Below are 25,414 nucleotides of genomic sequence, written 5' to 3'. Positions count from 1 at the left end.
GTCAGACTTCGGTGCCCATCCACTCGTCGCTGGCCACGCGGCCGGCGTCGATGGTCAGGATGCGGGCGCAGCGCGCCGCCACGGAGCGGTCGTGCGTGACCAGTACCAGCGTGGACCCGGCATTGCGGTTCAGCTCGAACATCAGCGCGATCACGGCCTCGCCGGTGCTCGTGTCGAGGCTGCCGGTCGGCTCATCGGCGAACAGGATGTCCGGCCGGGCGACGAACGCCCGCGCCAGCGCCACGCGCTGCTGCTCACCACCGGAAAGCGTGCGCGGATAGTGGGTCAGGCGCTTGCCCAGGCCCACGCGCACGAGCATTTCCGTGGCACGCTCGCGCACGCGGTCGGTCTCGCCGCGCAACTCGAGCGGCAGCATCACGTTTTCGAGCGCTGTCAGGTGGCCCACCAACTGGAACGACTGGAACACGAAGCCCACGTGCCGGCCACGCAGCGCGGCGCGCTGGTCTTCATCGAGCGTGAACAGATCCTGGCCGTGCAGCCGCACCGAGCCCGTGCTGGGCRGGTCCAGGCCCGCCAGCAGCCCCAGCAGCGTGGATTTTCCCGAGCCGGACGCGCCGACGATGGCCAGCGTTTCGCCCGGCGTGACGGAAAACGAGACGTCGTGCAAAATCGTCAGCGAACCTGTCGTGTCGGCAACGGTCTTTCCGAGTGACTCGACAGCGAGAATGGAAGAGGACATGAGCGAGAGGATTGGATACGGTTGGCGCCCCAGGGCGCTGGCGGCGTGCGGTGCGATGCTGGGCGCGGCGATGTTGATGGCGGCGCTGCCGGCCGGCGCCCAGGCTCAGGCCCAAACTCAGGCCAGGCCAACGGCCGCGAAACCGGCTGCCACCGCTGCGCCCGCGGTGCTGGTGCTTGGCGACAGCCTGTCGGCCGAGTATGGCATCGCGCGCGGCACCGGCTGGGTCAGCCTGCTGCAGGACCGCCTGCACAAGGAGCGCCTCGATTATAGCGTCGTCAATGCCAGCATCAGCGGCGAGACCACGTCGGGCGGCAAGACGCGCCTGCCGGACCTGCTCGCCCGGCACAAGCCGGCCGTGGTGGTCGTGGAGCTTGGCGCCAACGATGCCCTGCGCGGTCTGTCCCTGCAATCCACAGAAACCAACCTGCGCGGCATGCTGACGGCGGCGCGCCAGGCGGGCGCCGGCGTGGTGCTGGTCGGCATGCGGATTCCGCCGAACTACGGCCCCGACTATACCGAGCGCTTCTTCGCGCTCTACAGCAAGCTGGCCAGCGAGTACCGCGTGAGTCTGGTGCCGTTCTTCCTCGACAAGGTGATCGCCCGGCCCGAGTGGTTCCAGGACGACCGCATTCATCCCACCTCCGCCGCCCAGGCCACGCTGCTCGACAATGTCTGGCCGCAGTTGCAGCCGCTGCTGAAAGCGCCGGCGAAAAAGCGCTGAGATCGTCCTCCCCAAACAAAAAACCCCTGCTGGTCGCTGACCGCAGGGGTTTTTTGCTGGCAAGCCGCGCCGGTTACTGCGCTGCGCCTTCGCTGGCCGGTACGTCGGTGGCCGTGATCGGACGCAGGATCTTGACCTTCGCCCGCGCCTTCAGCGTTTCATAGTAGGCGGCGAGTTCGGCCTGGCCGGCCAGTTGGGCCAGCTGTTGCGACTCGGCGTCGCGCTGGCCCGGGTTCGCCTGGGTCGGCGAGCTGACCTTGCCGATGCGATAGATCGCATAACCATCCGCACCGAGGTCCACGCCGACCACAGCGGGCAGCTTGGTCGTGTCGGCGCGCATGATGGCCTCGACCGCCTTCGGCGACAGGCCGTCTGCCTTGGTACGCGACACCGTCACAGCTTGGCCGAAGCCGGCAGCGCTGTCGGCCTTCTTCAACGCTTCGAGCTTGGCTTCGCCATCCTTGCGGGCCAGTTCGGCAGCCTGCTGGGCGACGTAGGCCTGGCGCACCTGGGCTTCCACGTCCTCGAATTTACGCGCGGTCGCCGGGCGATAGTCGACGATACGTGCCGCCACCAGCGTGGTCGGGCCCACCTGCACCGCTTCGGTGTTGCGCTTGTTCTTGAGCGCGTCGTCGCTGAACAGGGCCTTCAGCACCTTCTCATTGTTGAGCGGGTTCTGCGCGCCCAGCGCCAGGTTCGGCGTGCGGGTGACGTTGTCGGCGGTCTGGATCGTCAGCTTGAACTTGTCGGCGGCCGGCTTGAGGCTTTCGGACTGCTCGTAGACGGTGTTGCCGAAGGCATCGGCCAGCTCCGTGTACTTCTTGCTCGCCAGTTGCTTCTTGAGTTCGGCTTCCAGTTCGGGGCGCACGGCCTCGAGCGGCTGCGTCTCGGCCGCCTTGATGCCGGTCAGCTTGATGATGTGGTAGCCGTAGTCGGTTTCCACCACATCGCTGATCTGGCCGTCCTTGAGCGCGTACATGGCGTCCTCGAACGGCTTGACCAGCGCGCCGCGGCCCATGAAGCCGAGGTCGCCGCCCTTCTCCGCCGAACCCGGATCCTGCGACTGCTTCTTCGCCACGTCGGCGAACGTCTCAGGATGCTTGCGCAGGTCTTCCAGCAGCTTGGTGGCCTTGTCCTTCGCGGCCTTGCGGTCGGCTTCCTTGCCGTCCTTGGGCGCTGAGATCAGGATGTGGCTCGCACGGCGTTGCTCGTCGGTCCGGAAACGCGCGATGTTGCTCTCGTAGTAGGACTTGAGCTCTTCCGGCGTCACGGTCTGGCTCGCGGCCAGGGAGTCGCCGGACAGCACCACGTACTCCACCTTCGCCTGTTCCGGCGTGGTGTAGGCCGACACATGCGCGTCGTAGTAGGCCTTCAGCGCGGCGGCGTCAGCCGTGACCTTGGACGTGAAATCAGCCGGCTTGATCGTCAGCGTCTGCACGTCACGCTGTTGGTCGCGCACGGCGATCAGGCGGTCCAGCAGCGACTTCGGCACGAACGCCGTGGTCCCCACGGCGCCGCCAAGCTGCTGCGTGGCCAGTTCGAAGCGCAGGCGCGCATCGAACTGCTCGGGCGTCATGCCCTGCGTGGCCAGCAGTTGGATGTAGGCCTTGTCGTCGAACTTGCCGTCCGCCGTCTTCAGCTGGGCGATGGCCGGGATGTTCTGGATGGCTGCCGCCACCTGGGCATCGGACACCGTCAGATTCTTCTTGGCGGTGGCGTCGGACACCACGCGTTGCAGGATCAGCTGGTTCACCACGGACTGGCGCGCGGCGGCACCTTCGAACATGCGCGGATCGTACTGATTGCCCAGCATCTGGCGCATGCGCTCGCTCTGGTCGCGCACCACGTTGTCCACTTCCTGCACGGTGATTGCGCGACCATCGACCTTGGCGACGTCGTGCGAGGTATCCATGAAGCGCGAATAGCTTTCCACGCCGAAGAATACGAACGACGGGAAGACAAGCACCAGCAGCAGCAAAAGCATCAGGCGCCGGTTGTTGCGTACGAAATCAAGCATGCTGATTCTGGTAAGGGGTTGGCACGAAGACAAACTCCGCGATTCTAGCAGGTGCCGGGCGCGAAACCGTCATTTGCTGATGCGGCAGCGTCACGTGAGCGGGGAATGGCTGGGAAGACAACAGATACAAAAAAACCCGCATGCGCGGGCGATTTTGCTTGGCGGAGTGGACGGGACTCGAACCCGCGACCCCCGGCGTGACAGGCCGGTATTCTAACCAACTGAACTACCACTCCTGCGTGGGTTCCCTTGGGATGGTGAAGTGGTGGGTGCTGAGGGGCTCGAACCCCCGACCTACGCCTTGTAAGGGCGCCGCTCTACCAACTGAGCTAAGCACCCACTAGACCATCGCGGGCTTGCGCGCCCGCTGGGTAATCTCGCTTCGCACGACTCGGCGGTTACTGCCTGGCTGCCGCTGTTTGCGTTGCGAGGCCGCGATTGTAATACGAGACTTTCCGCGTTGCCAACCCCGGCCGCGCAAAAAAAATGCCGCGGGGGAACCCCGCGGCATCTTCCTGACAGCGCTCGGTCAATCAGTGATGAATCATCTCGACCGTGGCCTTGGCCTTGTCCGCCACCTCGGCGGGCTTGGCCTCTTCCTCGGCCAGCGGCTCGGGCTTGCGCTCGAGTGCCAGCTCCAGCACCTTGTCGATCCAGCGGACCGGCACGATCTCGATGGCGTTCTTCACGTTGTCCGGAATCTCGGCGAGATCCTTGACGTTCTCCTCGGGGATCAGCACCAGCTTRATGCCGCCACGATGGGCCGCCAGCAGCTTCTCCTTGAGACCGCCGATCGGCAGCACTTCGCCGCGCAGCGTGATCTCGCCAGTCATGGCCACGTCCGCCCGCACCGGAATGCCGGTCAGCACCGACACGAGTGCAGTCGTCATCGCCCCGCCGGCCGACGGACCATCCTTGGGCGTGGCGCCTTCGGGTACGTGGATGTGGATGTCGCGCTTCTCGAACATCTCATCCGTGATCCCCAGGCGACGTGCCCGCGAACGCACCACCGAACGCGCAGCTTCGACYGATTCCTTCATCACATCGCCCAACGAGCCGGTACGCGTGATGTTGCCCTTGCCCGGCATGATGGCGGCTTCGATGGTCAGCAGATCGCCGCCCACCTCGGTCCACGCGAGGCCGGTCACCTGGCCCACCTGGTTTTCCTTGCCGGCCAGGCCGAAGTCGTACTTGCGCACGCCCAGGAACTTGTCCAGGTTCTCCGAATCGACCTTCACCGCGCCCGATTCCTTCTTCAGGAGCAGCAGCTTGACCACCTTCCGCGCGATCTTCGACACCTCGCGTTCCAGCGACCGCACACCGGCTTCCCGGGTGTAGTAGCGGATGATGTCGCGGATGGCCGCTTCGGTGATGTCGATCTCGCCAACCTTCAGACCATTGTTCTTGATCTGCTTGGGCAGCAGGTAGCGCGTGGCGATGTTCACCTTCTCGTCTTCGGTGTAGCCCGAGAGGCGAATCACTTCCATACGGTCCAGCAGCGGCGGCGGGATGTTCAGCGAGTTCGACGTCGCCACGAACATCACGTCCGACAGGTCGAAGTCCACCTCGATGTAGTGGTCCTGGAACGTGTGGTTCTGTTCCGGGTCCAGCACCTCGAGCAGCGCCGACGACGGGTCACCACGGAAGTCCATGCCCATCTTGTCGATCTCGTCGAGCAGGAACAGCGGATTGCGCACGCCAACCTTCGACAGGCTCTGCAGGATCTTGCCCGGCATCGAGCCGATATAGGTCCTGCGGTGGCCGCGGATCTCGGCCTCGTCACGCACGCCGCCCAGTGCCATGCGCACGAACTTGCGGTTCGTGGCGCGTGCCACCGACTGCCCGAGCGAGGTCTTGCCCACACCGGGGGGGCCGACCAGGCACAGGATCGGCGCCTTCACCTTGTCCACGCGCTGTTGCACTGCGAGGTACTCGAGAATCCGTTCCTTGACCTTCTCCAGGCCATAGTGGTCTTCGTCAAGCACGCGCTCGGCGTTCGCGAGGTCATTGTTGACCTTGCTCTTCTTGCGCCACGGCAGGTTGACCAGCGTGTCGATGTAGTTGCGCACGACGGTGGCTTCGGCCGACATCGGCGACATCAGCTTGAGCTTCTTGAACTCGGCGTCGGCCTTCTTCTTGGCCTCCTTGGGCATGCGTGCGGCCTTGATGCGCTTATCCAGCTCCTCAAGGTCGGCGCCTTCCTCGCCCTCGCCCAGTTCCTTCTGAATCGCCTTGACCTGCTCGTTCAGGTAGTACTCGCGCTGGCTCTTTTCCATCTGGCGCTTCACGCGGCCACGGATGCGCTTTTCCACCTGCAGGATGTCGATCTCGCCTTCGAGCTGCGAGAGCAGGCTCTCGAGACGCTCGGTCACATTGACCATCTCGAGGATCTTCTGCTTCTGCTCGAGCTTGATCGGCAGGTGCGCGGCGATGGTATCGGCCAGACGACCAGCTTCATCGATGCCCGACAGCGACGTCAGGATCTCGGGCGGGATCTTCTTGTTCAGCTTCACATACTGGTCGAACTGCGACACGATTGCGCGGCGCAGGGCCTCGGTCTCGGCGGATTCGACCGGCGCGGGCGGCACAGGCACGGCTTCGCACATGAAGTGCGAATCGTCCTCGCTCACCTCGGTGATATTCGCGCGTTGCGTGCCTTCCACGAGCACCTTCACGGTACCGTCGGGCAGCTTCAGCATTTGCAGGATATTCGCGATGCAGCCAACCTCGTACAGGTCGTCAGCCGTCGGCTCGTCCTTGGCAGCCGTCTTCTGGGCCACGAGCATGATGCTCTTGCCCGACTCCATCGCAGTCTCAAGCGCCTTGATGGACTTCGGGCGACCCACGAACAGCGGGATCACCATGTGCGGAAACACCACCACGTCGCGCAGCGGCAACAGTGGGAGGCGAATCGGCTCAGCCGGGAGGAGTTGTGTTCCGGACATCATTTTCCCCAGTCAGTCATTTAAGGCGTAAATAGGGTCACGGGAATCGATTGCAAGGTACCGCCCCCGATTCTTTGTGCCGTCATGCCGCGCGAAAAAGTGCCGCGCAAAGCACCTGTGACCCACTCTGAAACAGCATACCCGCGTTTCCTCCCGTTCGTATCGTCGAATTGAAGAAAAAAAGCCGTTCGCTTTCAGGCGAACGGCCGCTTGATTTTTAAGCCGGTGTGGCATGCACCACGTAGGCCGGCGCGTTCGTCAGTTGGACCCCGCAACCTTGGGCTGCTGCTCTTCGTACATGAGCAGCGGCGGTGCATCGCCGGTGATCGTATTTTCATCGATCACCACCTTTTGCACGCCCTTGTAGTTCGGGAGGTCGTACATGACGTCCATCAGCGACTGTTCCAGGATGGAACGCAAACCGCGTGCCCCCGTCTTGCGACGGATGGCCTTGCGTGCGATGGCGGACAGCGCGGCCGGACGAATCTCCAGCTCCACACCTTCCATCGCCAGCAGCTTTTGGTACTGCTTGAGCAGTGCATTCTTGGGCTCGACCAGGATCTGCATCAGCGCGGCCTCGTCCAGCTTGGCCAGCGTGGCCACCACCGGCAGGCGGCCGATCAGCTCCGGAATCAGGCCGAACTTGATCAGGTCTTCCGGCTCGGTCTGGGGCAGCACCTCGCTGACATCACGTTCTTCCTTGCTCTGCACYTGKGCCGCAAAACCGATGCCGGTCTTGTCCGAGCGCTGCATGATGACCTTTTCCAGGCCGTCGAACGCGCCGCCGCAAATGAACAGGATGTTGGTGGTGTCCACCTGCAGGAAGTCCTGATTCGGGTGCTTGCGCCCGCCTTGCGGCGGCACCGAGGCCATCGTGCCTTCGATCAGCTTCAGCAGCGCCTGCTGCACGCCCTCGCCCGACACGTCGCGCGTGATGGACGGGTTGTCGGACTTGCGCGAGATCTTGTCGATTTCGTCGATGTAGACGATGCCGCGCTGGGCCTTCTCGACCTCGTAGTTGCAGTTCTGGAGCAGCTTCTGGATGATGTTCTCGACGTCCTCGCCCACGTAGCCGGCTTCGGTCAGCGTGGTGGCGTCGGCAATCACGAACGGGACGTTCAGCAGCCGGGCCAGCGTCTGCGCGAGCAATGTCTTGCCCGAGCCGGTCGGCCCGATCAGCAGAATATTGCTCTTGGAGAGTTCGACGTCATCCTTCTTGCCAAGATGCTTAAGGCGCTTGTAGTGGTTGTACACCGCTACCGCCAGGATCTTCTTGGCTTGCTCCTGCCCGATCACATACTGATCCAGGCTTTCGCGGATTTCGTGGGGCGTGGGCAGGTCCGAACGCGTGGCGGCCGTGGCGTCCTTATCGGTCGCGGCGGCCTCGTCACGGATGATTTCATTGCACAGGTCGATGCATTCGTCGCAAATGAACACCGACGGGCCCGCGATGAGCTTCTTGACCTCGTGCTGGCTCTTGCCGCAGAACGAGCAATACAGAAGCTTCTCGCTGGATGAACCTTTTTTGTCCGCCATAGGAATCAGTCACATTAGCAGTGTGGTCCCCGCACGGCGGGAGAGCCCCACGGGAAACGCATTAAACGCATCATACGCCAAAACAATTGGCGCAGTCGGCGGCTTCCCCGGCGTGTGGGGCAAAACGCAAAAACGAGGCGCACAGCCTCGTTCCGGTGTAGCCTGCGTCATTTGGCGCAGGCTGTGTGGCGGGAGCCCCGGCGCAGGGCCGTGGGCCGCCCGCTCCGACACACCGGCGTCGGCTCAACCGCGGCGCGAGATGACCTTGTCGATCAGACCGTAGTCCACGGCCTGGTCGCCGCTCATGAAGTTGTCGCGATCGGTGTCGCGGGCAATCTTCTCGACGGGCTGGCCGGTCACTTCCGACAGGATGCTGTTCAGGCGCTCGCGCAGGTACAGGATCTCGCGCGCCTGAATCTCGATGTCCGAGGCCTGGCCACGCGCGCCGCCCAGCGGCTGGTGGATCATGATGCGCGAGTTCGGCAGCGCGCTGCGCTTGCCCTTGGCGCCAGCCGCCAGCAGGAAGGCGCCCATGCTCGCCGCCATGCCCATGCAGAGCGTGGTCACGTCGGGCTTGATGAACTGCATCGTGTCGTAGATCGCCAGGCCGGCGGATACTGAACCGCCGGGCGAGTTGATGTACAGCGACACGTCCTTATCCGGATTCTCGCTCTCGAGGAACAGCAGCTGGGCCACGACCAGGTTTGCGGTCTGGTCGTTCACTTCGCCGACCATGAACACCACGCGCTCCTTGAGCAGGCGCGAGTAGATGTCATACGCGCGCTCGCCCCGGCCGGACTGCTCGACGACCATCGGCACCAGCCCAAGACCCTGGGTTTCCAGAGCAGAGGCCTGCGTCGTGGCGAGACGGTCAAGCAAATCATTGCGGGTCATGCAGGTTCTCCAGGTATTCAGGGAATGCGCCAATCGGCCCCGGCCAGCACTTGCGCGCCAAGCCGGATGCCGCGCAACCGGGGCGCGCCGCGCAATTCGTGCGGCGCGATCCGGTCATGCGAACGCTCAGGCTTGCTGCGCGTTGGTCTCGGCGGTGAGTTCCTCGAACGACACCGACTTGTCCGTGACCTTGGCCTTGTCGCACACGAAATTTACCACGTTGTTTTCGAGCACGTAGGCTTCCATTTCCGCCAGGCGTTGCTGGTCGCCGTAGTACCAGCGCATGACTTCCTTCGGGTCTTCGTAGCTCTTCGCGAAGTCCTCGATTTCCGTCTTGATCTGCTCCGGCTTGGCCTGCAGGCCGTGTGCCTTGACGATCTCGGCCAGGATCAGGCCCAGCTTTACGCGGCGCTCGGCCTGCTGGGTGAACATCTCGGCCGGAATCGGCATGTCCTTGGCGTTCGGCATGCCACGTTGCTCGAGGTCGCGGCGGGCCATTTCCACCAGGCGTTCCTGATCCTGTTCGATCAGGGCCTTGGGCACGTCCAGCTCGCTCACCTTCAGCAGCGCTTCCATGACCTGGTCCTTCAGCATGGCGTGCGTGCGGCGCTTGACTTCGCGCTCGAGGTTTTCGCGGATGTCGGCGCGCATCTTCTCGACGCTGCCGTCAGCGATGCCGAGCGACTTCGCGAAGCCGTCGTCCACTTCCGGCAGGTGCGCCCACTCCACCTTCTTCAGCGTGATCGTGAACTCGGCAGTCTTGCCGGCCACTTCCTTGCCGTGGTAGTCGGCCGGGAAGGCCAGCGGGAACGTCTTGCTCTCGCCCAGCTTCAGGCCCAGCGCGGCTTGCTCGAACTCGGGCAGCATGCGGCCTTCGCCCAGCACGAATSCGAAGTCATCGGCCTTGCCGCCAGGGAATTCCACGCCGTCGATCTTGCCGACGAAGTCCAGCGTCACGCGGTCGCCATTCTTGGCGGCGTCATCGGCACCACCGTCGCCATGGGCGCCGGCTTCGCCGCGCACGTGGTAGTGCACGCGCTGCTTGCGCAGGATGTCGATGGTCTTGTCGATCTCGGCGTCGCCGATTTCCGTCTGGGTACGGGTCACTTCAGCCGTGGCCAGGTCGCCCAGCTTGACTTCCGGGTACACCTCGAAGGTGGCTTCGAACGCCACTTCGTCTTCCGACACGCCGTCGGTCTTCAGGTCGAACTTRGGCTGGCCGGCAACCTTCACGTCCTGGGCCTGCGTGATGTCGAAGAACTTGCGGGCGGCCTTGTCGAAGCGCACTTCGAACTCGACCTGCTGGCCATATTGCTTCTCGACCATCTTCATCGGCACCTTGCCCGGGCGGAAGCCGGACATCTTCACCGTCTTCGACAGGCGCACCAGGCGTTCCTGGGTTTCCTTCTGCACTTCGGCCTTGGGAATAGCCAGGGTTACCTTACGGTCCAGCTTGCCGAGGTTTTCAATGACGTTCGACATGGTCGTTAATCCAATCCAGAAATGTAGTTTTAAGCGCAACCGCCTGCGCACCGGCCTGGCCGCGGCCAGTGAAACCTACGGAATCCCGACGCGAACGAAGGGCTTCCGCGCAAACGGAAAACGGGGATTATCGCACGGTTTTTGTTCGCTTCCGGCAGTTTTTACCCTGACGCGTCCGAGGCCGCCCCGGGATCGATAGCCGGCGCGTCCGCCGTGTTGCCGTGCCGCAGCGCCCGCAGCAGCAGCCGGGCGGGGKCGACGGCATCGGCCAGATCCGACTCGATGGGCAACGGTTCGCCCTCGATCTGGCTGGCAATCAACTCCGCGCCCAGTGCGGCCCATGTGAGGCCGCGCGACGCATACGCAAGTGCCGCGTAGAGCCCCGGCATCCGGGGCAGGTCCCGCAGGTGGGCGCCGCGCAGTGGCCCGGACCGGGCCAGCGCCTGCGCCTCATCCGCGAGGGGGCCGATCAGCGGCAGGCGGTTGTGCGTCACGGTGCGCACGCCGACGTAGCCGGTCAACTGCGCGGGATCGAGATGGGCGATGTCGGCGGCACGGTCCGGCAGCAGCGTGGCGAGGCGCTCCAGGTTGGCGGCGTGGACCTCGGGACGCTCGGCCAGCGGGCCTTCGTCAGCGTCATAGCTCGAGCCGATGCGCGCCCCGCCCTCCGGGGCCTGCGGCAGCAGGTAGCCGCCCCCGGTCACCACGCAGTCGGGCCAGCGACCCATCGCCGCGACCTGCGCCGGGGAGAGATCGGTCAGCTGTCCACGCACCCGGCGCAGGGCCAGAAAACGGTTGGAGACGAGCCGTTCGGCCTCATGGGCGTTGGCCAGCACCAGGACCGGCGCCTCAGCCAGCACGCTGCCATCGGCCGCCCTCGCCTGCCAGGCGCCATCCACATATTCGATCGCGGCCACCCGGCAGTTGAACCGCGCATCCAGGGCCGCGCCGGCCTTGTCGAGTTGGGCGCGGCAGATGTCGGGCGGCGCCACCCATCCGCCACGCGGGAACCAGAGCCCGCCGCGCGCCACCGTGGCATCGTGGCGCACAGCCGCTTCGGTGGGGTCCATCCACCTGACGAACGATTCGGGGAAGCCCAGGGCGGCCAGCGCCGCCTGCTGGGCCGCACTATCGGCATCACCCTCCCCGATCTGGAGCACGCCGCAGCCATGCCAGTTCACCGGGTGCCCCGCCGCCGCGAGGGCCGTCCACGCGCGCAGCGCATGAAGATTGCCGGCGCGCGAGAGCCGGGACAACTGGCTTTCGTCAGGCGACACATGGGCATGCATGGCCGCCGCGCGATGGCTGGAGGTCTGGCGCGCCGGGCCATCATGGGCGTCGAACAGCGTCACGCGCCAGCCGCGTGCTGCCAGCCGCTCKGTGACCGCGCAGCCGGCCAACCCCGCGCCGATCACAATGGCGTGACGCTCTCGCCACTCCGCAGCGGGTGTCGGGGCATGGCGCCGGTTCTTCCAGGCTGGGGCGAAGCGCGCCACTGTCATGTCGTGCTTGCCGCCGAAACCTGGCGCCTTGTCGACCTCAAACCCGACTGCCTGCAAGCCGCGCCGCACCGAACCGGACGCTGTATACGTAGCGAGCGTGGCACCGGGCCGGGCCAGCCGGGATACCCCCCGGAAGACGGTTTCGGACCACATGTCCGCGTTGCGGGAGGGGGAGAACCCATCGAGATAGAACGCATCGGCGCCGAGCGCGAGCTTGGGCAGCATTGCGTCGATATCGCCCAGCGCCAGCGTCAGCGTGACCGCACCGCCTTCGAATTCGAGTCGATGCAAGCCCGGCAGCGCATCGGGCCAGGCCGCTTGCAGCGGTTCGGCGAGCGGTAGCAAATCGCCGAGTCCGGCATGCAGCGCCGCCAGTCCATCGCGCGTAAATGGATGTTTTTCAACGGAAACGAAGTGAAGCCGACGGCAGCGGTGCGGATCGTCGCGCCAGGCCTGCCAGGTGGCGAGGAAGTTCATCCCTTGCCCGAATCCGGTTTCCACGATCACGAACTGGTCGCGCCCCGCCCAGTTGCCGGGCAGACCATTGCCACCCAGGAACACGTGATGMGCCTCCGTCAGCCCGCCTTCCGTGCTGTGATAGACGTCGTCGTAACGTGGCGAAAAGGGAATGCCGTCGGGGGAGAGGATCGGCTCGGCGGACTCGAGGGCACGCGGCATGGCAGGCATCGGCGGACGGGACACTTCGGACGGCAACAGCCGCAGGAACGGGCCGTAAAACGGGCTTCCGGGGGCGGCGGATGGTAGCATAGCGCCCTTCGCGCCACGCGCCCGCCGACGCTTTTTTCGCCGACGCTTGCGCGCCGTCATCCCGCTTTATCCCGCCTCATCATGCTCAGTTATCGCCACGCCTTCCATGCCGGCAACCATGCCGATGTCCTCAAGCACGCCGTCGTGGTCCAGTTGCTGGAGCACCTGACGCAGAAGGACAAGGCGTTCTGGTACATCGACACCCATGCCGGCGCCGGCCTCTACGCGCTGGACCACGCCTACGCGCAGAAGAAGGCCGAGTTCGAAACCGGCATTTCGCGCATCTGGCAGGCTGCCGCCGATGGCCAGACCCTGCCCCCGTTCCTGGACGAATTCCTGGACCAGGTGCGCGCCCAGAACCCGGACGGCAACCTGCGTCACTACCCGGGTTCGCCATGGCTGGCCTGGCAGATGCTGCGCGATCAGGACCGCCTGCGGCTGTTCGAGCTGCACAGTACCGAGATCCAGGTGCTRCGCGACAATTTCCGCGGCGCGGGCCGCAAAGTCATGCTTTACGACGGCGACGGCTTCAATGGCATCAAGGCCATCCTGCCGCCGCCGCCGCGCCGCGCGCTGGTGCTGATCGACCCCTCATACGAAGACAAACAGGACTACGCGCGTACCGTGCAGGCCCTGGAAGACAGCCTCGAACGGTTTGCAACTGGCGTTTATGCGATCTGGTATCCGCAGGTGCAGCGGCGCGAGTCGATCCAACTGCCGGCGCAGCTGATGCGCCTGCCGCTGAAGAGTTGGCTGCATGTGACGCTGACTGTGAAGCATCCGGTGGAAGGCGGGCTCGGCCTGCATGGCAGCGGGATGTTCATCGTCAACCCGCCATGGCGGCTCAAGGAGACGATCGAGGAGGCGATGCCGCTGCTGGTGGATTTGCTCGGTCAGGATGCCGGCGCAAGCTACACGCTGGAATCGCTCGATAACTGACCCCGGCGCGCGTCAGGCCCGGGGCTCATTCCGATGGGCCGACAGACTGGGCCAGACCCGCGTCAGTGCGGCATGCACCAGCAGGCCCAGCGCCAGCCCGGCGGCGTCGGCGAYCAGGTCATGCCAGTCGGACGAGCGGGTCGCCGTCATGCCTTGCAGCCATTCGATCAGCACGCCATAGGCCATCAGGCCGGCCAGCACCGCCGCCATGCGGCCGGCCCAGGCGCGCACGCCAAGCAGCGCGAGCACCCCGAAGGCAAGAAGGTGGTTGGATTTGTCCCAGCCGGTGGTAGGCTGCGGCACCGAGAGCGGCAGCAGCGACAGGACCAGCACGGCCACCGCGCAGATCGAGAACAGCAGTCGGTATTGATTCGGGGTCAGGCGCGGCACGGGGATTGGGGCCTATCGACGAGATGTCACGTCCAGAGCATAACAGGCCGCACCGCCACGGCTACGTGGCGTGCCACACGTTCCCGCCGCGCGCTATTGGTAAGTCATGGTAAAGGTCATCGCCGTATTCGCAGTTCCGCCGGTTATCGCCCAGGCGGTCTGGTGATAGCGGGCCCTCAAGGGAATCCGGTAGCTTCCGCCAGCCGTGGGCCAATAGCCAGTAAATGATCGGTTCGCGCCGAGCGGCAGTATGGCGCCGGCATTATCCAGCAATTGCACGCCAACGCCCCGCGCGGTTGAGTTGCTGTCGAGCGCCACGATCGATTTAGCGGCGTCGAGAACCCGCGTGACAGCATCCAGTCGATACTGAATGCCTTGTATCCCCGCCGGGCAGTTGTTGACGTCGATGGCGAACGACGTGGCGGGCGCGGGCGATCCGATCCCCCCAAAATCCATATTCGAGCGCGTGCCCATATTCACCGTGACATTGGGGGTTGAGCAGGCAAGCTCGGAGAACGTGGGATTGCCACTCACTGTGACATCCACGCCAGCCATGGGAAGCTGCTTGTAGAACTCCTCGATGCCAGCCTGTGCGACCCTGCCCGGCAGACTCACTGTGCCGGCCCTGATCGGCCCGGTCTTGACGAAGGCGAAATTCATTCGCGTTCCCCATTGCATCCGTGTCGCGCCGGGATTCGTCGTCCCCATGGTAATGCCCCAGGTCGGCGGCACGCTAACAGGCTTCGCGTTGTCACCGCCATACCACTCGCGCCGCGTCCCTGAATTCACACCGATAACCAGGCCAACGCCCTGTAGATTGGTATTGTAGACATGGTAATTCACGCCATTTTCAATGAATGTCACGCCAGACTGCTGGAGGGTTGACCGATAGTACGGCCCCGCAGGCCGATACGCCGCCAGCATGCAGGTCCACACCTCCCGGCCCATGCTCTGCATGCCTGTCCACGGAGAAATGCGGGCGCCGATCGGCACATCCCGCGCTACCCCGAAGTTGCCCGAGGGCAGCTGGAAGTTGAACACCGAGGGGTTGGGACTGTCGCACGACACGGCCTGGGCCTCCCCCTGCACGAGGGCGAACCACGCCATCACGGCGCCTCCTGTCGTGCGAAGGAGGGTTCTTGTGTGAATCACTGACATATTTATCTGCTTTTGATGCATTACTGGTAAGTCATGGTGAAGGTCATTGCCGTATTGGCGGTGCCTCCCCTTATTACTTCGCCAGTTTTGTAATAGCGTGCCTTTAGCGGAATCTTGTAGCTTCCGCCAGACGTGCGGTTGTATCCGGTGAATGGCTTATCCACCCCGAGCGGCAGCACGGCACCGGCGCCATCCAGCAACTGCACGCCAATGCCCTGCGCGTTCGAATTCCCATCGAGGGCCACCACTGAATTGGCGCTATTAAGTACCTGGGTGACGGCATCCACCCGATACTGGATGCCATTCAGCCCCCCGGGACAATTGTTGACGTCAATGGTGAACGCGGTCGCGGGCGCGGCGGACCCCACACCTTGAAAATCCGTGTGCGACCGCGTGCCCATGTTCACGTTGACATTGGGCGTGGTACAGGCCACTTCGGAGAAGGTGGGGCTGCCACTTGCCCTCACATCGACGATGGCTTGCGGATTCCCGTCGTACATTGCGTCAATGCCGACCTGCAGGACAGCACCCGGAAGATTCACCGCGCCGGCTGTAATCGGCCCGGTCTTGACGAATGCGAAACTCATTCGCGTCCCAAACCCCATGGGTTGGCGGCTACTGCTTGTTGTCCCGACGGCAACCTCCCAATTTGTCGGGACGCCGTGCAGCCTCGCGTTATCGCCGCCATACCAATTGCCCCCCGCCCCTGAATTGACGCCGATCACCAGTCCAACCCCCTGGACATTCGTGGTGAAGACCGGAAAACTCTCCCCGCCCTCGGAATAGTGGAGTTGCCCGGCCCGCGGCAGCCCTGCCCGATAAGCCGGCCCGATGTTCACGTCCGCCGGCACAGTGCATCGCCACGTCTGCCTGCCCGCRGTTTGTCTGCTGGTCCACGGGGAAATGCGCGTGCCAACCGGCGCATCCCTTGGCACCGCGAAGGTCCCCACGGGTAGCTGGAAATTGAACACGGCGGGATTGGGACTGTTACACGTGAGACCCTGGGCGTGGGCTTGCCCCTGGGCAAGCGCCAGCCATGCCACCACGGTGATCACCATCGTCCGCCCAAGCTTTGCTGCTGTAATGACTGACATCAAAAATCCTCCGCTGTTGGCATTTGCCTCCGGCTTTCCGGCGGCGATTGCGGGCCGAAGCCGCGCGGCTACAGGCATTGCGCATCGACGGTGGCGATGCCGATCGCGTTGCGCGCATCGGACAGCGCGGGGAGTCGATAGCTGAACTGACATGCCTGCCCCGCGCCATCGGCCGAAGCCACCGTCAACTCGCCGCTATCGCTCTGCAGGCCACGGACGATGATTCGCCCGCCCTGCCCCACCATGCCCACCGATTCGCCCGCGGCGTCGAGCACTTCCCCGCCGAACGGCACCGGCTTGCCATCCGCCGTCCGCACGCGCACGATGGCGGCCCGGCCGGGGTTCGCCGTCTCGAACAACACCTTCACGATTGCGCCGGCGGTCGGGGCGAGTTGTTGCAGCGTCGACTTGAGTTCGACATCCAGCGGCAGGCCCTTGGGATCAATTTCCACCTCGTTTCGGGCAAACGGCATCAGGCTCGACACCACCGCACGCCCCCACGGATCCACCCGCAAGCCATTGCCGCCCCCGACCCGCGCACCGGATGCACCCTTCGCTTCGACGATCGCCAGGGTGTCGCCCAGGCTCGGCGTCAGGACAACGCCGCCGCTGTAGGCAACAACGCCGCCCGAGATACCGGCGGATGCCTGGGTATAGGTGTTGCTCTTGCTGGCACCGCCCGTGAACGCGGCCAGTGTCGACTGATACGACGCGTTCSCACCGACGCTCGTGGCATGGCTCGCGCTGCCCCCTCCGGTGTACCCGGCATTCAAGCCGTAGCTGAATGCGTTGTCGACGCCGTACGATCCAGTCACCGACTGGTTCACCGAGGTAGGCCCCGACGAGCCGGTCTGTACGCTGGTCGTCGAGTACGGTGCCTGCGTGGCCTTGCCCAGCGGAACGCCCAGGCTCAGCATCACGCGACTGTTCCACCTCGCGGTGTTCACGTCGAACTGGCGCGCGGCAGAGACACCATAGTTGACCCGCCGGAAGCTGTTGTTATAGCCAAGCTGGAACTGTGTATCGCGGCCGTTGCGCCGCCAGTAGTCCTGGGTGGATCCACTCACGTAGAAGTTGCCGTAGCCGCCCGGCAGCGCCTGGTTCAGCACCAGTTGCAGCCGGCCGCGTGGGGTGCCGTGCAAGGCCACGCCCATGTCTTTCCGGTCCAGATCGCCCAGGGCGACGGCATCCGCGAGGCTGAGGTACCCGCCCGTGGAGTACCGATAGGCGGCCAGCGTCAGGTTGGTGTTGGTGGGTTCCACCAGCTTGCTCAAGCTCAGCCGCACACTCTGCCCATGACGGTCCGGCTCGTTGCGCAGCCGCGTGGAGGCATGGGTGATATCCGCGCCCAGCGCACCAAAGCGGGTGTTAAGCGCGGCGCCAATCACGCCGGACGCATAGTCCTGCGCAACCGTCACCCCGCCAAAGCCTGTGATCAGGTTGGTGAAGCCATGCTGCACGGTGGCCTGCATCATCAGCGGCTTGCCATTGCTYGTGGCGCTTCGATACTGGCCCGCGGCCACGCCATAGCGGGTCACGCCCGGCCGCAGAGCATTCACCGCGCCGGCATAGGGCACCTTCGAGATGTGCACGCTGCCATCGGCCTCCGTCACCACCACTTCGAGGTCGCCGCCATAGCCGGTGGGGTACAGGTCGTTGATCTCGAAGGCGCCGGCCGCGACGTTGGTTTCGTAGATCGTGTTGCCGTTCTGGCGGATCTCCACCCGGGCATTGCTGCTGGCGATGCCGTGCACCACCGGCGCATAGCCGCGCTGCGACTCCGGATACATCCGATCGTCGCTCGACAGTTGCACGCCTCGAAAGCCCACGCTGTCAAACATGGTGCCATCGGTGTAGGCATCGCCAAAGACCAGCTGGCTCTTGATGGAAGCAAGCGAGCGCTGGACAAACGTCTGCGTCGCCTGGTAGCGGGTGCCGGTGCGTTCGTGGTGGGTCAGGCTGCCGTTGTGACGAAAACGCCATGCGCCCGCGTTCACGCCGCCATTCAGCCCGACGAAGCCCTGCGTGGCGGAAAAACCCTGCCCGCTATTGTGATAAACGCTGGCGTTGTAGAGCAGGCGTCCTGCGCTCACACCTTCATCCCAATACTTCGGGTCGATGTAGCCACGCGGCTGGCGGCTCATGGCAACTTGCGGCAGGCTCAGATCGAGGCGCTGCTCACTGCTGTCGAAGTGCGCGACAGCGTCCGGCACCAGTTGCGCGAGCGTCGGGCAGGCAGCGGCATCGTCCAGTAGCGCCTTGGCCTCCGGCGTCAGCGCGGCAAGGTCCACGCCGATGCGCTCGAGCAGGGCGCGATCGAAACACGGATGCACCTCGTTTGCTGCGCCGGCCTGGCGCAAGACAACCTCAGTCCGGCCCAGCCAGACTTCGTTGACATGCAGATCCGCCCGGTACGTACCCGGTACGGCCGCATTCCCCTTGCTGAAGCGGCTGACATCCACCCGCCCGTGACCGGGCTGGTGCAGGAAGATATCGTTGAAGGCAACCTCCCCAGCAGTAGGGGTGGCCATTCCATCCGCCCACGCCGAGGCGCTGGTGAACAGCGCGAGCGAAACCATGGTCGGACGCAGGCGGAAACGGGATGCGAGGGGTTGTTTTTGGTGGGACACGGGGATCTTCATCACAAATTCAGACAAGCCGATCCCCTGCCGTATGGCGGCATCGCAAAAACGCTAGATAGGGGATACGTTGGAGGCGTCCTGCGCGGCGACAGCTTCGCCGGCAAGCGCCGCTATTCAGTGGGTCGCGGCGGCTTCGCCGGTGACCGCTCCGCCATGGTCATTGAGGGCGGTGTAATGGACCTTGGGCGCTGCGGACTGCGTGACGTCGCCCTTGAGCGGGAACACCTGGGTTTCGCCCGGGTTCACCATGCCGCCGTCATCGAAGCTGGCGACCTTGCCGTCGCTGCCTTTCACTTCCAGCGCGGTAAAGGAAACGTGGTACGAGGTCGGATTGCGGGCTTCCAGGCTGAACTGATTGCCGGATGCCACCAACCGCCAGGCCACCTGCCCCGGAGCGTCCAGTGCGCTGCCCTTCAGGTTTGCGGGGCGATAGAACATCTTGATGCGCGAGCGGAACGCGAGCTGCAAATGGTTGGTGTTCGCGCCACTGGCTTCGGCCTTGGGCGGGATTTCCAGCACGTTGAGCCAGAACACCGACTCCTTGTCCTGCGGCAGTGGCTCGCCGGTATGGAGGATGCGCAGGGTCTGCGCCTTCTTCGGATCAATGCGCATCACGGGCGGAGTGACCAGAAATGGCACCTCCACGGTAGATGGCGCGGCCTTGGGGTCGCCATTGTCGAGCCAGGCCTGGGTCAGCGCCGGAGCATTTCCCTGATTGGAAAGCTTGATCGTCGCTTCTTTTTCGTTGGCGTTGTACACCACACGCGTGCCGCCGATCACCACCGAAGCGTGGGCGCTCCACGCGGCAGGCAGGCTCAGCACGAGCACGGCTGCGGTCAGTACGGAACGGATTTTCTGGTTGGTGATCATGATTGCACGCGGTATTCAGGAAACAAGGGGTGAAAAGGTGGCGCGACACCGCGCCACCCGATACGGCTTTACTGATAGGCGATGGAGTACATCACGCTGGTATTGGCCGCGCCGGCGGTTGCCGCGCCGGTGGCGACGTACTGGGCGTAGTAGCGCAGCGTGGCGGCACCAGAGGCCAGGGGAACCGACTTCGAGTTTTGCAGGGCATTGGCGAAACCGACGTTGATGTTGGTTTCGTCCGAGGCGTTCTGCAGGCCGATCTGCACGCGCTGGGCGCCGCCTGCGGTGAGGTTCAGGCGACCCGTGGAGGCGTCGGTGTTGGGACCCGCCTCAAAGAAGGTGCGCACATTGCCTGCGGTCGGCGTGCAGCCCGACAGCGCGATGCTGAACGGCGTGCGGCCGGCGGTCTTGCCCGCTGCGGAGAGCGAGGACGCCGACACGGTCGGCAGGGCAACCACGAAATTGGTAGCGCCACCATTGATGGCACAAGTCTGCGCCGTGACGTTGCCGGTGAAGGTGATCGTACCGTCGGCGGCTGCAGCCATTTGCGAAGCCATTGCGGTGCCACCAATGATCAAGGCGGAGAGGAGTTTGCTTTTCATGAAGGAATCCATGCAGAGGTAAAACGACTGAGAATCTGGACATTGCGAACATGCGTACGGATGTGGCCAGCCTGTTTGCAGGACGTGTTGCCGTGGTCGGGAACGCTTCGCTGCAATCGAGCGAATAATAGGGAGGACAGCCCGCCCGATAAATCGACGATTCTTTAATTTTCAGACGGGAGAAGACGTGCGAAAGCCGTCACTGGCGTGCGCCGTGACGGCCGAAAATGCAGAGAGAATCACGAAATCCGCTGGTGCGGCGGGGGCTCCGGTGAAGCGCGAATTTCGCGAGCAGTCAGGAGACCATCGCTGGGCGGATGCCTCGGCGCTGGCTCGCCATACTTCGATGCGCGGCCATGGCAAAGCCGAAGGCCATGGCGATCAACACGGCCGCGACCAGGCTCAGGTACTGCCCGCCTGTCGACTGGATTACGACCCCGCCCAGCAGGCCCGAGCAGGCCAGCCCYGTATAGGTAGCCGTATTGTTCAGCGCAAGCACCAGCGGCGCCGTCGTCGGGGACAACTGGACGAGCCGATGCTGTTGCGGAACGATGAGCCCCCATCCGCAAATGCCCCAGATGACCAGCGAAACCAGGGCCGTCGCCGCGTGGCCGGCCATCCACGGCAGCGCACAGAAGTTGAGGATCGCCACCCAGAGCATCGCGTGGATGATGTGGCGGCTCTCGAAGCGGTCCACGAGACGGCCGGCCATGAGGTTCCCGAACGTCGCGGCAACGCCCCACACCAGCAACATCCCAGCCAGAATGCGTTCGTCGCCACCCGTCACGCGCGCCAGCACCACGCCGGCGTAGGTGTAGACCATCAGGAACCCGCCGAACGCGAACAGTGACGTGAGCAAGGTCAGCGCGACGCGCCTGTCACGCAAGGGAGCAAGCCGCTCCCGCAACCGGACGGCCGCTGGCAACGGAACGGACGGCAGCATCGTCCAGACGCCGATCATCGCGACGATACCGAGCGCCGTGACGAACCAGAGCGTTCCCCGCCACCCGCCGAATCCGCCGATAAAGGTGCCGAGTGGCGAGCCCAGCGCCGTGGCCCCCGTCAGGCCGGCTGTGACCGTGGCCAGCGCACGCCCGCGCTTCTCCGGTGCGGCGAGCGCGGCGGCCACACCCAATGCGGTCGGCGAAAACAGCGCGGCGCCGAAGCCTGCCAGCACCCGGCTCAGCAGCACCCACTGGAGGTCGGTAGCGAGCGCGCTGATGGCGTTGCCGATCACGAAAATGCCCAGCGCGGTCACCAGCAGCCGCTTTCTCGGCAAGTTGCCCGCCACGGCGGCCATCACGGGCGCCGCCACGGCATAGGTCAACGCGTAGCAAGTCACCATCAGGCCGGCCATGCTGATCGATGTGTGCAACGAAGCCGCCACGCCGGGCAAGATGCCGGCGACGACGAAGTTGTCCGTGCCCATGGCGAACATGCCCAGCGCCAGTATCAGTAGTCGACGATCCATAGGAGCAACTCGGTGAAATGCGGTTGATATCGATCATATTCGCCGTTGACCGTGTCTCAAATGTCATATATACCGTCAATTCAGGACATGACCCCGGGTATCACCATGCACACGATCGGTTTCGTCGTCTTTCCGAACTTCTATCTGATGGGCCTGGCGGCCGTCACGGCGTTCGAGCTGGCCAACGTCGTCCTCGAAGAGCGGGCCTACGACGTGACGGTGCTGTCGGAGACCGGCGGACTGGTGATGTCGTCGGCCGGCATTCGGGTCGATTCGCAGCCCTTCGGCGACAACGCCTATGACACGGTCATGTTCGGCTCGGGGGTCGAGATCGACATCACTTCCGCCGCGTTGACCGCTTTCGTCGCCCGTTCGCTGAAGACGGCAAGGCGGATTGCGGCGCCATGCACGGGCGCCTTCATCCTGGCGCAGGCGGGCGTCCTGGATGGCCGGCGCGCAACCACCCATTGGCGGTTCGCGCATGACCTGCAGCGCCGCTTCCCGAAGATCGCGGTCGAAGAGGACCAGATTTTCATCGTGGACGGGCCGATCTGGACTTCCGCAGGCATGACGGCCACCATCGACATGGCGCTCGCCATGATCGAGAAGGACCACGGCGCGGAGGTCTCGCGCACGGTGGCGCGCAAGCTGGTCATCTATCATCGGCGCGCGGGCGGCCAGTCGCAGTTTTCCACGTTGCTCGACCTCGACCCGAAGTCCGACAGGATCCAGAAAGCCATCGACCACGCCAACGCCAACCTGCGCCATCCGCTGACGGTGGACGAACTGGCCGATGTCGCCGGGCTCAGTCCACGCCAGTTCAGCCGGGCATTCAGCGCGGAGACCGGTCAATCGCCCGCAAAGGCCGTGGAACACCTGCGCGTGGAGGCGGCGAGGCTGCTGCTGGAGAAAGGCCGACTTTCGCTGGACGTGATCGCGCAGGAAGTCGGATTCTCTGACCGCGAGCGCATGCGGCGCGCCTTCGTCCGCACCACCGGGCAACCGCCGCAGGCAGTTCGCCGCCTGAGCCGGGCCCCTGCCGAGCGATCGGCCTGACACCTTCCCATCGACAGTCTCCCCCCAACATGACCAGCACGCTCGATCACATCCCCCGCCACGCTACGGCCGCCCCGGTGTCTCTGGAAAGCGCCATCGAGGCCGCGGGCGTCGGCAAGTTCCAGTACCGGCTCTTTGTCATCTTCGGCCTGGTGTGGCTGGCGGACGCCATGCAGGTGCTGTCCATCGGCTTCAGCGCCCCGTCGATTGCGAAGACGTTCGGCATCTCCGTGCCCCAGGCGCTGCAAACGGGCACGTTCTTCTTCGTCGGCATGCTGGCGGGGGCGTTCTTCTTCGGGCGACTGGCGGACCGCATCGGCCGGCGGCCCGTGCTGATGACGGCCGTGGTCATCGACGCGATCTGCGGGGTCGCCTCCGCCTTCGCGCCGGACCTGACCTGGCTGCTGGTGCTGCGCTTGTTCACGGGGATTGGCGTCGGCGGCACGCTGCCCGTCGACTACACCATGATGGCGGAGTTCCTGCCCCGCGACCGCCGTGGCCGCTGGCTGGTCCTGCTGGAGTCCTTCTGGGCGCTCGGCACGCTCTGCCTGGCCTTGCTGGCGCTGGCAGCGCTGTCCTATGGCGATCAGGCCTGGCGCGCGATCTTCCTTGTCACCGCCATTCCCGCGCTGGTGGGCGTGGTCCTGCGCTTCTATATCCCGGAATCGCCGATGTTCCTCAACCGAAACGGGAAGCCGGACGCGGCGCGCGCGGTGCTCCAGCGTGTGGCCGATGCGAACGGCAGGCAGGTGGAAATCCCGCCGCTGCAAGCGGAGCGTGCCGCGCCAAAATCGGTCCTTGCGCTGTTCTCGGGCGGTCTTCGGCGCCGCACCCTGGCGCTGCTGGCGGCATGGGCGCTCGTCTCCATCGCGTACTACGGCGTGTTCGTCTACCTGCCGATCAAGCTCGGCGCCGAAGGATTCGCCTTCATGCGCGGGCAGGTCTTCCTGGTGATCCTCGCCATCGTGCAGTTGCCGGGCTACGCCTTGTCTGCCTATGGCGTGGAACGCTGGGGCCGGAAGCCCACCCTGATCGGCTTCCTGCTGCTCAGCGCCGCGGGGTGCATGCTGTACAGCTTTGGCACCGATCCCACGGTGGTGGTCGGCTCGACGCTACTCATGAGCTTCTCGCTGCTTGGCACATGGAGCGCGCTGTACGCCTTCACCCCCGAGGTCTATCCGACCGACCTGCGGGCCACGGGCATGGGCACGTGCGGCGCCGTGGCGCGTTTCGGCGGACTGTTCGCGCCCTCGATCATTGCCCCGGTGATGGCCACGCACTTCACCCTGGCGCTGGCCTTGATCTCCGCCATGCTGCTCGCCGGGGCGGTCGCCATTGGCGCCGTCAACGTGGAGTCGAGGAACCGCGCGCTGGATTAGGAGGACGGCACCAGATCCGGCGACGGCGCCCTCGGCACCAGCGCGAAGGCGATCTGGATCAGGCCAACGGTCAACCCCAGCGCGGCGCCCACCTTCCACGCGACGGAGTAGTTCTGCATCAGGTCATAGAGCCAGCCGCCCCCGAAGGCGCCGATAAAGCTGCCGATCTGGTGACTGAAGAACGCCACGCCGGCGATCATCGCCTGCCAGCGCAGGCCGAACGTCTGCGCAATCCATCCTTGCACCAGCGGCGACACGCCCAGCCAGAGAAACCCCATGACCCCGGAGAACACCAGCGTGCTTTCCGGGGTCGGCAGGGTGTGGAAGAACCAGATGAAGCCGAGGGACCGGCAGATATAGATGCCGCCGAGCAACAGCAGCTTGTTGACCCGCCCGCCCGCCCATCCGAAAAACAGGCTGCCCAGCACGTTGAATCCGCCGATCATGCCGAGCGCCTTGGCGGACAGCATCGGGTCCATGCCACAGATATCGAGGTATGCGGGAAGGTGCGTCGTCAGGAACACCAATTGCATCCCGCAGACGGTGTAGGCCAGCGCCATGACCACGAACGGCGGATGCCGCAGCGCGCCCATCAGGGCCTGGCGGCCACTCAGCTCCGGCTGCGCCCGCGTGGGCGCCTGGCGCGAAGTGTCAGAACGGCCAGCAAACCAGGCGGCGGGCAGCATCACCAGCGCCAGCACGACAAAGGCGGCCACGCCCATGCGCCAGCCCCATTCGCTGGCAATGCTCTGCCCCAGCGGCGCGGCGATCATCGCCCCGAGCGAACCGCAGGCCGACACGCAGCCGAGCACCAGGCTGCGCACCTGAACGTTCACGGCGCTCGATGCCGCGGCCATCGCCATCGCCGTGCCGGTGGAAGCCATCGCCATGCCGATCAGCACCCCGGCGCCGAGCACGACCGCCCAGAGTCCGTGGGACGTGGCGAGCAGCACCAGCCCGATCAGGTACAGCAACGCGCCCCCGACCATCAGCGGGCGGAACCCGGTTCGTACCGCCAGCGCGCCGGCAAATGGCTGCAAYACACCCCAGGTGAGGTTTTGTACCGCCACGGCAATCGTGAAATCGCCCACTGAAATCCCGATGTCGCGGGTCAGGGGCGGCACGAAAATGCCCAGGCTCTGCCGCAGGCCCATGGCGAGCGACAGCATGACGGAGGCGCCAATGAGAATTGGCAGTGCGGGACGCAGCGAGGCAAGACGGGACATGCGAGGGCTCTTGTTATTA

At 64.8% G+C, this 25,414-nt stretch carries 19 protein-coding genes and 2 tRNA genes; 4 read left to right on the top strand and 17 right to left on the bottom strand.

Going from position 1 to position 25,414, the window contains the following annotated elements:
• Nucleotide 1: 1 nt before the first annotated feature.
• A complete protein-coding gene (locus tag AB4Z27_RS07665) occupies nt 2-700 on the bottom strand; it encodes an ABC transporter ATP-binding protein (protein ID WP_441644176.1) in 699 nt (232 codons plus the stop codon).
• On the opposite strand from AB4Z27_RS07665, the gene AB4Z27_RS07660 reads away from it, so the two are divergent.
• Nucleotides 699-1,424, top strand: coding sequence for an arylesterase (locus AB4Z27_RS07660; protein ID WP_255370755.1), 726 nt, complete (start codon nt 699-701; stop codon nt 1,422-1,424). The two genes, AB4Z27_RS07665 and AB4Z27_RS07660, sit on opposite strands and share 2 nt — an antisense overlap.
• Before the next feature lie 73 nt (nt 1,425-1,497).
• On the opposite strand, the gene AB4Z27_RS07655 is transcribed toward AB4Z27_RS07660, so the two are convergent.
• The 8 genes from AB4Z27_RS07655 to mnmC all read right to left on the bottom strand — a co-directional run bounded on the left by AB4Z27_RS07655 (nt 1,498) and on the right by mnmC (nt 12,478).
• A complete protein-coding gene (locus tag AB4Z27_RS07655) occupies nt 1,498-3,441 on the bottom strand; it encodes a SurA N-terminal domain-containing protein (protein ID WP_441644175.1) in 1,944 nt (647 codons plus the stop codon).
• Nucleotides 3,442-3,600: 159 nt separating this feature from the next.
• Nucleotides 3,601-3,677, bottom strand: a tRNA-Asp gene (locus AB4Z27_RS07650).
• Between the two features lie 27 nt (nt 3,678-3,704).
• Nucleotides 3,705-3,780, bottom strand: a tRNA-Val gene (locus AB4Z27_RS07645).
• A 194-nt stretch (nt 3,781-3,974) separates the two neighbouring features.
• On the bottom strand, nt 3,975-6,386 hold the full coding sequence (lon, locus tag AB4Z27_RS07640) for an endopeptidase La (RefSeq protein WP_092293081.1): 2,412 nt from the start codon (nt 6,384-6,386) through the stop codon (nt 3,975-3,977).
• A gap of 258 nt (nt 6,387-6,644) precedes the next feature.
• Nucleotides 6,645-7,922, bottom strand: coding sequence for an ATP-dependent Clp protease ATP-binding subunit ClpX (gene clpX, locus AB4Z27_RS07635; RefSeq protein WP_092293079.1), 1,278 nt, complete (start codon nt 7,920-7,922; stop codon nt 6,645-6,647).
• A gap of 243 nt (nt 7,923-8,165) precedes the next feature.
• Nucleotides 8,166-8,816, bottom strand: coding sequence for an ATP-dependent Clp endopeptidase proteolytic subunit ClpP (gene clpP / locus AB4Z27_RS07630; RefSeq protein ID WP_092293077.1), 651 nt, complete (start codon nt 8,814-8,816; stop codon nt 8,166-8,168).
• A gap of 126 nt (nt 8,817-8,942) precedes the next feature.
• Nucleotides 8,943-10,298: a trigger factor gene (gene tig / locus AB4Z27_RS07625; protein WP_441644174.1), complete on the bottom strand. Its 1,356-nt coding sequence runs from the start codon at nt 10,296-10,298 to the stop codon at nt 8,943-8,945.
• A 161-nt stretch (nt 10,299-10,459) separates the two neighbouring features.
• On the bottom strand, nt 10,460-12,478 hold the full coding sequence (gene mnmC / locus AB4Z27_RS07620; protein ID WP_441644173.1) for a bifunctional tRNA (5-methylaminomethyl-2-thiouridine)(34)-methyltransferase MnmD/FAD-dependent 5-carboxymethylaminomethyl-2-thiouridine(34) oxidoreductase MnmC: 2,019 nt from the start codon (nt 12,476-12,478) through the stop codon (nt 10,460-10,462).
• Nucleotides 12,479-12,649: 171 nt separating this feature from the next.
• On the opposite strand from mnmC, the gene AB4Z27_RS07615 reads away from it, so the two are divergent.
• On the top strand, nt 12,650-13,507 hold the full coding sequence (locus tag AB4Z27_RS07615) for a 23S rRNA (adenine(2030)-N(6))-methyltransferase RlmJ (protein WP_092293071.1): 858 nt from the start codon (nt 12,650-12,652) through the stop codon (nt 13,505-13,507).
• A 12-nt stretch (nt 13,508-13,519) separates the two neighbouring features.
• Here the strand turns inward: AB4Z27_RS07615 and AB4Z27_RS07610 are convergent, their stop codons facing one another.
• The 7 genes from AB4Z27_RS07610 to AB4Z27_RS07580 all read right to left on the bottom strand — a co-directional run bounded on the left by AB4Z27_RS07610 (nt 13,520) and on the right by AB4Z27_RS07580 (nt 21,734).
• Nucleotides 13,520-13,897, bottom strand: coding sequence for a VanZ family protein (locus tag AB4Z27_RS07610; RefSeq protein WP_441644172.1), 378 nt, complete (start codon nt 13,895-13,897; stop codon nt 13,520-13,522).
• 93 nt (nt 13,898-13,990) lie between these two features.
• Nucleotides 13,991-15,004, bottom strand: coding sequence for a fimbrial protein (locus AB4Z27_RS07605; RefSeq protein WP_218158025.1), 1,014 nt, complete (start codon nt 15,002-15,004; stop codon nt 13,991-13,993).
• Nucleotides 15,005-15,075: 71 nt separating this feature from the next.
• Nucleotides 15,076-16,149 (bottom strand): fimbrial protein, encoded by a 1,074-nt coding sequence (locus AB4Z27_RS07600; protein ID WP_441591059.1) that lies wholly within the window; start codon nt 16,147-16,149, stop codon nt 15,076-15,078.
• Nucleotides 16,150-16,217: 68 nt separating this feature from the next.
• Nucleotides 16,218-18,791, bottom strand: coding sequence for a fimbria/pilus outer membrane usher protein (locus tag AB4Z27_RS07595; RefSeq protein ID WP_441644171.1), 2,574 nt, complete (start codon nt 18,789-18,791; stop codon nt 16,218-16,220).
• A gap of 114 nt (nt 18,792-18,905) precedes the next feature.
• Complete coding sequence (locus tag AB4Z27_RS07590) at nt 18,906-19,661, bottom strand: fimbria/pilus periplasmic chaperone (RefSeq protein WP_092293067.1); 756 nt, start codon at nt 19,659-19,661, stop codon at nt 18,906-18,908.
• Nucleotides 19,662-19,729: 68 nt separating this feature from the next.
• Nucleotides 19,730-20,263, bottom strand: a complete 534-nt coding sequence (locus AB4Z27_RS07585) for a fimbrial protein (RefSeq protein WP_092293065.1) — start codon at nt 20,261-20,263, stop codon at nt 19,730-19,732.
• Between the two features lie 295 nt (nt 20,264-20,558).
• Nucleotides 20,559-21,734, bottom strand: coding sequence for an MFS transporter (locus AB4Z27_RS07580; protein ID WP_092293063.1), 1,176 nt, complete (start codon nt 21,732-21,734; stop codon nt 20,559-20,561).
• Nucleotides 21,735-21,839: 105 nt separating this feature from the next.
• Between AB4Z27_RS07580 and AB4Z27_RS07575 the strand changes: the two genes are divergently transcribed.
• Nucleotides 21,840-22,790, top strand: a complete 951-nt coding sequence (locus AB4Z27_RS07575; RefSeq protein WP_092293333.1) for a GlxA family transcriptional regulator — start codon at nt 21,840-21,842, stop codon at nt 22,788-22,790.
• A 29-nt stretch (nt 22,791-22,819) separates the two neighbouring features.
• Complete coding sequence (locus tag AB4Z27_RS07570; RefSeq protein WP_092293061.1) at nt 22,820-24,169, top strand: MFS transporter; 1,350 nt, start codon at nt 22,820-22,822, stop codon at nt 24,167-24,169.
• Here AB4Z27_RS07570 and AB4Z27_RS07565 read toward each other — a convergent pair.
• On the bottom strand, nt 24,166-25,395 hold the full coding sequence (locus AB4Z27_RS07565) for an MFS transporter (protein WP_441591062.1): 1,230 nt from the start codon (nt 25,393-25,395) through the stop codon (nt 24,166-24,168). The genes AB4Z27_RS07570 and AB4Z27_RS07565 overlap by 4 nt on opposite strands.
• Nucleotides 25,396-25,414 lie beyond the last annotated feature (19 nt).

The organism is Cupriavidus sp. KB_39 (genome assembly GCF_052114485.1).
Taxonomy (GTDB): Bacteria; Pseudomonadota; Gammaproteobacteria; order Burkholderiales; family Burkholderiaceae; genus Cupriavidus.
Note: the sequence above shows the minus strand (reverse complement) of the source record. Positions and strands in the feature narration are given on the sequence as shown.